6 protein-coding genes are annotated in these 6,517 nt (G+C 53.5%); 1 reads left to right on the forward strand and 5 read right to left on the reverse strand.

What is annotated here, in order from left to right; all coding sequences use genetic code 11:
* Window positions 1-111: 111 nt before the first annotated feature.
* The 4 genes from CBW42_RS15215 to CBW42_RS14245 all read right to left on the reverse strand — a co-directional run bounded on the left by CBW42_RS15215 (window position 112) and on the right by CBW42_RS14245 (window position 4,497).
* Window positions 112-237 (reverse strand): hypothetical protein, encoded by a 126-nt coding sequence (locus CBW42_RS15215; protein WP_273350481.1) that lies wholly within the window; start codon window positions 235-237, stop codon window positions 112-114.
* Between the two features lie 44 nt (window positions 238-281).
* On the reverse strand, window positions 282-419 hold the full coding sequence (locus CBW42_RS14780) for a hypothetical protein (RefSeq protein WP_165761190.1): 138 nt from the start codon (window positions 417-419) through the stop codon (window positions 282-284).
* Window positions 420-1,748: 1,329 nt separating this feature from the next.
* Window positions 1,749-2,702, reverse strand: a complete 954-nt coding sequence (locus tag CBW42_RS14240; RefSeq protein ID WP_165761189.1) for a mechanosensitive ion channel family protein — start codon at window positions 2,700-2,702, stop codon at window positions 1,749-1,751.
* A 79-nt stretch (window positions 2,703-2,781) separates the two neighbouring features.
* Window positions 2,782-4,497, reverse strand: coding sequence for a proline--tRNA ligase (locus tag CBW42_RS14245; protein WP_087022375.1), 1,716 nt, complete (start codon window positions 4,495-4,497; stop codon window positions 2,782-2,784).
* A gap of 120 nt (window positions 4,498-4,617) precedes the next feature.
* Here CBW42_RS14245 and CBW42_RS14250 point away from each other — a divergent pair, with 120 nt between their 5' ends.
* On the forward strand, window positions 4,618-4,926 hold the full coding sequence (locus tag CBW42_RS14250; protein WP_133058323.1) for a carboxypeptidase-like regulatory domain-containing protein: 309 nt from the start codon (window positions 4,618-4,620) through the stop codon (window positions 4,924-4,926).
* Between the two features lie 2 nt (window positions 4,927-4,928).
* Here the strand turns inward: CBW42_RS14250 and thrS are convergent.
* Window positions 4,929-6,517: threonine--tRNA ligase (thrS, locus tag CBW42_RS14255; RefSeq protein ID WP_087022798.1), on the reverse strand; the 1,589-nt coding region annotated here is incomplete at its 5' end.

The raw sequence follows: 6,517 nt of genomic DNA on the forward strand, positions 1-6,517 counted from the left end.
CTGCGAATCGGATTCGGGTCATTGCAGTTCGTTTCATAGCATTCCCTTCTTCCGGGTCTTTATACGTCTTACAGGCGGTTTGTCTGCCGGATGGATGACCGGCAAATGCAATCAGTGCTCGCTGTGTGCGCGGCGCTCGTTCATCATATCGTTGAACTCAGCGCGGGTAACGCTTCCGCCGTACATCATACGCATGCCAAGCATCATCGTTCTGTCAACATTATCAAAAAACTTCATATGTCATTGCTCCTTCGTTGTCAATCAGTTGGGTGTGAATGCAATCAAATGTGATTCTGTGTGCGATGTGCGCGAACCATATCGCCGAATTCCTGACGCGATACATATTCACCATTCATCATTCTTGTGCCGAGCATCACGCTGAGCATCATTGTTTTGTCAACGTTATCAAAAAACTTCATACGTCATCGTTCCTTTGTTATCAATCACTTGTGTGTGAATAAGATCAGATCTTGTACTGAGCGCGATGTTCGTGAATCATATCATCGAATTCCTGACGCGATACGTATCCATCAGTCAGCATTCTCATACCGAGAATTGCGCTCTTGCTCATTTTGTCAAACCACAGGGCAGTTTCACCTCAGATGTCAGTTGTTGTAATTGTCAGTGCTTGTTTGCGCGGACATGAGCCATGCAGGAAACTCTTTCATTTTCCATTGCCATCATGCGTGCGCGGATCAGTTCAGAGAAGAACTTCATTTTTGTCACTCCTATATGTTATCCATCGGGTTATTTCTGTGTGATCGAAGCTCAATGCTTCTTTGCATGAACCAGGTAGGAAACCTTTTCGTTTTCCAGTTCCATCATGCGTGCTCTTGCCAGTTCAGAGAAGAACTTCATGTTTGTCACTCCTATATGTTATCCATTGGGTTGTTTCTGTGTGATCGAAGCTCAGTGCTTCTTTGCATGAACCAGGTAGGAAACCTTTTCGTTTTCCAGTTCCATCATGCGTGCTCTTGCCAGTTCAGAGAAGAACTTCATGTTTGTCACTCCTATATGTTATCCATCGGGTTATTTCTGTGTGATCGAAGCTCAGTGCTTCTTTGCGCGGGTCACGTCGGAAATGTTTTCGCCTTGCAGCTCCACCATGTGTTCCCTGGCCAGTTCCATGACGCGTGCTCTTGTCAACTCATCAAACCATCGAATCATAATTGGTTCAACTCCTTTATCTTTTTTTGCAGGCGACTTACTTGCCGGAATAAGCAGTTATCGTCTCTTCTATTTTCCGGCTGCACAGCGTCTTATGATACCTGCTAACCATCTGATCGAATAAACGATTCATGATAGTCTCACCTCCAAAAATTTCATGAAGCGGATTTTCGATTTCTGTGTGCCCGGAGCCTCTGCTCTGCGCTTCACAGCACGGATTCCGTTTCAATCGAAGTTCCGAAAGCCGGAGCTTTGGCTTTTCCTTCGGAACTGCTTCAGACAACTTTTTGTTGTCTGCCGCCTTGGTTTTCCTTCCCTCAGCTTGGCTATATCATACACACTTCCAACTTTTTCTGCAAGCGCAATCATCCATAATGTTTCACAGTTTATTCAGAAACTTTTTGTGCATGTTGCTTCATTTCACCTTTTCACGCTATTTATTCCCTACAATTCAAACGTAAAGTTTTTGTATAGGTTGACGAATGTGAAAATCGTAACAATCTCGCCTGTCAGAGTCCCAAACATACAAAAAATCCCCGTCCCGCGCACATGCGCCGGACAGGGAGAGATACCGCAGTTTCTTATTTTGTTATCGTGATATGCGGATAGGCAAATTCAATTCCTTCCGCGTCAAAGCGGGCTTTTACTGCGCGATTGAGCGAAAATTTTAATTTCATGGCGCTGCTCAGGTCAGCCGCCCACAGCCATGCGCGCAGCACAACAGCAGAATCTGCAAGTTCCACAACTTCAACTTGCACTTCCGGCTCATCGTCCTGTGTCTCTGGGTCACGTACATCCAAATGCAGGGGCTGCTTCATTACCTCCGCCCGCAGGATGCCAATTGCCTTCTCCAGATTGCTCTCATAGGTAATGCTGACGTTAAAGAATTCACAAACTCGGCTGTCTGCATAGTTCGCGTTTTCAATGACGCCCTGATTGATTTTCCCGTTTGGAATGATGAGCCTCTTGTTTTCCGGCGTACGGATTGCCGTATGCCGCAGCGAGATGTCTTCCACCGTGCCGGACACGCCAACATCGATATAACGCACAAAATCACCGATGACAAACGGCTTGAACGTCAGGATCATAATGCCGCCGGCGATATTACTCAGCGCATCCTGTGAGGCAAAGCCGAGAATGACTGCGACTATACCGCCGGATGCCAGCAGCGCATTAAGTGAATCGCTCGCGCCCGGAATGCTGGACACGATGACCACGCCGCCCGCAAAGTAAACAATTGCCAGCACGACGTATCGTACGAATGACAGCAGCGTGGCGTCCTGATTGTTGTCCTGCATCGCATCCATGGTGCGCCGGAAGCCCTTATTGATCAGCTTAACCAGCCACAGCATGACGACAACAACCAGCACAATAAAGATCGCCCGCCCCACCCAGGTCGGCAGATGAAACAGGCTGGTAATCGACTGTACGCCCTCAATTGCGGTATTTGTCGCCTGTGCCGCGTCCTCCGCGCTCACAGGGACATCTGCCGAGCCTGCGGCGGTTTTGGTCAGGCTCCAGATCATTGTTCCCATTGGCAGCTCCTTTCCAAATAAAATACGGCAGGCTGAGGGAAAGGCTCCCCCGGCCTGCCGTCCATTTTCATTATTCTGTTTATTTAAACTCGTCCAGCATCGTCTGAACCAGCTTTTCGACGTACTCCACTGCATTTTCCGGTGCGACATCCTCGCGCAGCGACTTGTCGCGCTTGGATACCTCGACAGCGCCGCGCTTGACCGTCTTCGGGCTGACGATGACACGAACCGGTACACCCAGCAGATCTGCATCGGAGAACATATTTCCCGCGCTGACCTTGCGGTCATCGTAAATGACCTCAACACCTGCATCCTGGAGCTTCTGATACAGCTCGTCGGCAACCGCACGAACCTCCGGGTCTGTTGCCTTGATCGCGCAGATGTGAACCTGCCACGGTGCGATGGACATCGGCCAGATCGGGCCGTAATCGTCGTGCTTGACCTCGCAGACTGAAGCGGCAAGACGGCCGACACCGATGCCGTAACAGCCCATAATCGGATAGTGCGGCTTGCCATCCTGTCCGATGTAGGTCATCTCCATCGACTTGGTATACTTGGTGCCGAGCTGGAAGATATTGCCAACCTCAATGCCGCGGCTGATGCGGATATGCGGCTTGCCGCAAACCGGGCAGATTGCGCCTTCATAGGTCTTTGCGAAATCCGCAATCTGCGCGTCCGGCGTGTCGCGCTTGACGTTATAGCCGGTGTAATGGTAATTTTCTTCGTTTGCGCCGCAGACCGAACTGTTGAGTGCGGCAACCGACTTGTCGATGACATAGGTCACGCCTTCCGGCAGGCCAACCGGGCCGATAAAGCCCGCAACAATGCCGCTCTCCTGCGTGATCTCTGCCGGATGGATCTCCTCGCCCAGGAAATTGCGCAACTTGGTCTCGTTGACCTCCAGATCGCCGCGGATAAATGCAATGACATATTCATCGGTCAGATTCTTCTGATAGACAACCGCCTTGCACGAAGCGTTTGCCGGTGCATGCAGGTATTCACAAACTGCCTCAATGGTCTTGGTCTCCGGGGTGAGCACCTTGGTGAGCGGTGCTTCCTCGGTCTCCGGTGCCTCGACGATGCAGTCCGCTGCCTCCATATTGGAGCGGTACCCGCAGTCACACAGGACAATGGTATCTTCGCCGCAGTCGGTCAGCAGCATAAATTCATGCGACACGCTGCCGCCCATCATGCCGGAATCCGACTTGACCGCGACAACCTCCGGAATACCTGCGCGGCGGAAGATATTCTCATACGCCGTGTAGCACTTCTCATAATACTGCTCCAGATCCTCCTGCGAGGTGTGGAAAGAATAGGCATCCTTCATCGTAAACTCGCGGACACGGATCAGACCGCCACGTGCGCGCGGCTCATCGCGGAACTTGGTCTGAATCTGATAGATCATGAACGGATAGTTGGTGTACGACTGTGCCGCGCCGCGCGCCAGATGCACAGCGGCCTCCTCATGCGTCATGCCCAGAACAACCGGCTGGCCGCTTCTGTCCTTGAAGCGCGCCATCTCGCTGCCGATGGAGTCATACCGGCCGGATTCCTGCCACAGCGATGCCGGCATAACAACCGGGAACATGACCTCCTGGCCGTCAATCTTATCCATTTCCTCGCGAATGATATTCTCAATTTTTTTGGTGATGCGCTTGGTCGGCATATACAGCGAGTAAATACCCGTTGTCATCTGCTTGATATAGCCGCCGCGCACCATGAGCTTATGGCTGTCCAGCTGACAGTCCGCCGGAGTCTCTTTAAAGCGGCTGCCGAGCATACTGCTCATTTTCATAGTGTTACGTTCCTTTCTGCCCCGCAGCTACAGAAAAACCTGCGGGATTTTTTCCTGCACCTTTTGCGGCCGCAGTCATACGCTGAAAACAGAGTTGATCCGCTGCCACAGGAGGTGCTGATGATGTATACCAGTTTTTATGTGCGCCCGTCAGCCGGGGAACAGGTAGAAACCACCGTAGCCCTGCGCCCGGACACGCGTCCGGCGCTGCTCGGCACTGCCGTCGACCAGAGCGGCAAGCCTGTCGCCGGGGCGCTCGCAGTCCTGACCATTTCCGGAAAGACCGAACCGGATCGCGTCGTCCATGTGACCTATACCGATGAGCTTGGACGGTTTGCCTTCGGACCGCTCGAGCCGGGCGCATTGTATCAGGTCAGCCTGCATGCCGACGCGATGCTGCGCCGCTCGCTCGAGCAGCCGGAGGAGTAAAATCAGATCAGTTCTTCGCGGCTCTTGGTGCTGACCTCTTCGCGCAGCGTGGAGATGAACTCGTCCAGCGGCATGGCAGTCGTCTTGCCCTTGCGGTCACGGACGGAAACTGTGCCGTTTTCCTGTTCCTTGTCGCCGAGAACCAGCATATACGGAACCTTCTGCGACTGTGCCTCGCGGATCTTGTAGCCCAGCTTCTCGCTGCGGTGATCGACCTCGGCGCGGAAGCCTGCGGCGGTCAGTGCCTTTTCAACCTCATCCGCATACGCTGCGGTGCGGTCGGTAACCGGCAGGGCCTTGACCTGAACCGGAGCCAGCCAGGTCGGGAATGCACCGGCAAAATGCTCGGTGATGACGCCGATGAAGCGTTCAATGGAGCCGAGGACAACGCGGTGAATCATAACCGGGCGGTGCTTCTCGCCGTCTGCACCGGTGTATTCCAGCTCAAAGCGCTCCGGCAGCTGCATATCCAGCTGGATCGTGCCGCACTGCCAGGTACGTCCCAGCGAATCCGCCAGATGGAAGTCCAGCTTCGGGCCATAGAACGCGCCGTCGCCCTCATTGATGACATAGCTCTTGCCCATCTCAGAGACAGCAGCCTTCAGTGTCTCCGTGGCGAAATCCCAGTCCTTCTCATCGCCCATGTGGTCTTCCGGCATGGTGGAAACCTCGATCTCATATTCCAGGCCAAAGACAGAATAGACCTCATCAAACAGCTTGACGACATTCTTGATCTCGTCCTTCATCTGATCCCAGGTCATAAAGATATGGGCATCGTCCTGCGTGAAACAGCGGACACGGAACAGGCCGTGCAGCGCGCCGGACAGCTCATGGCGGTGAACCAGACCCAGCTCGCCGACACGCAGCGGCAGGTCACGGTAGGAATGCGGTTCGGACTTGTAGACCAGCATGCCGCCCGGGCAGTTCATCGGCTTGATGGCGAAATCGACATCATCGATGACGGTCGTGTACATGTTTTCCTTATAATGATCCCAATGGCCGGAACGCTCCCACAGGCCGCGGTTCAGCATCATCGGGGTGGAAATTTCCACATAGCCATAGCGCTTATGCACCTCGCGCCAGTAATCGATCAGCGTGTTGCGCAGTACCATGCCCTTCGGCAGGAAGAACGGGAAGCCGGGGCCTTCCTCCATCAGGGTAAACAGGCCAAGCTCCTTGCCCAGCTTGCGGTGGTCGCGGCGCTTTGCCTCTTCGATCTTTGCAAGATACTCGTCCAGCTCCGCCTTCTTCGGGAACGCAATGCCGTAAATGCGCTGGAGGGTCTCGCGGTTGGAATCACCGCGCCAATATGCCGCATTGCAGGCAGTCAGCTTGATGCCATTGCCCTTGACGCGGCCGGTGGAATCCAGATGCGGACCGGCGCACAGGTCGGTAAATTCGCCCTGCTTGTAGAACGAAATGACAGCGTCCTCCGGCAGGTCATTGATGAGCTCGACCTTGTACGGCTCGTCCTTCATAAATTCCAGCGCTTCCGCACGCGGCAGTTCAAAGCGCTCCAGCTTGAGCTTTTCCTTGCAGATCTTGCGCATCTCTGCCTCGATCTTTTCCATGATTTCCGGTGTGAACGCAA

Source organism: Butyricicoccus porcorum (assembly GCF_002157465.1).
GTDB lineage: Bacteria > Bacillota > Clostridia > Oscillospirales > Butyricicoccaceae > Butyricicoccus_A > Butyricicoccus_A porcorum.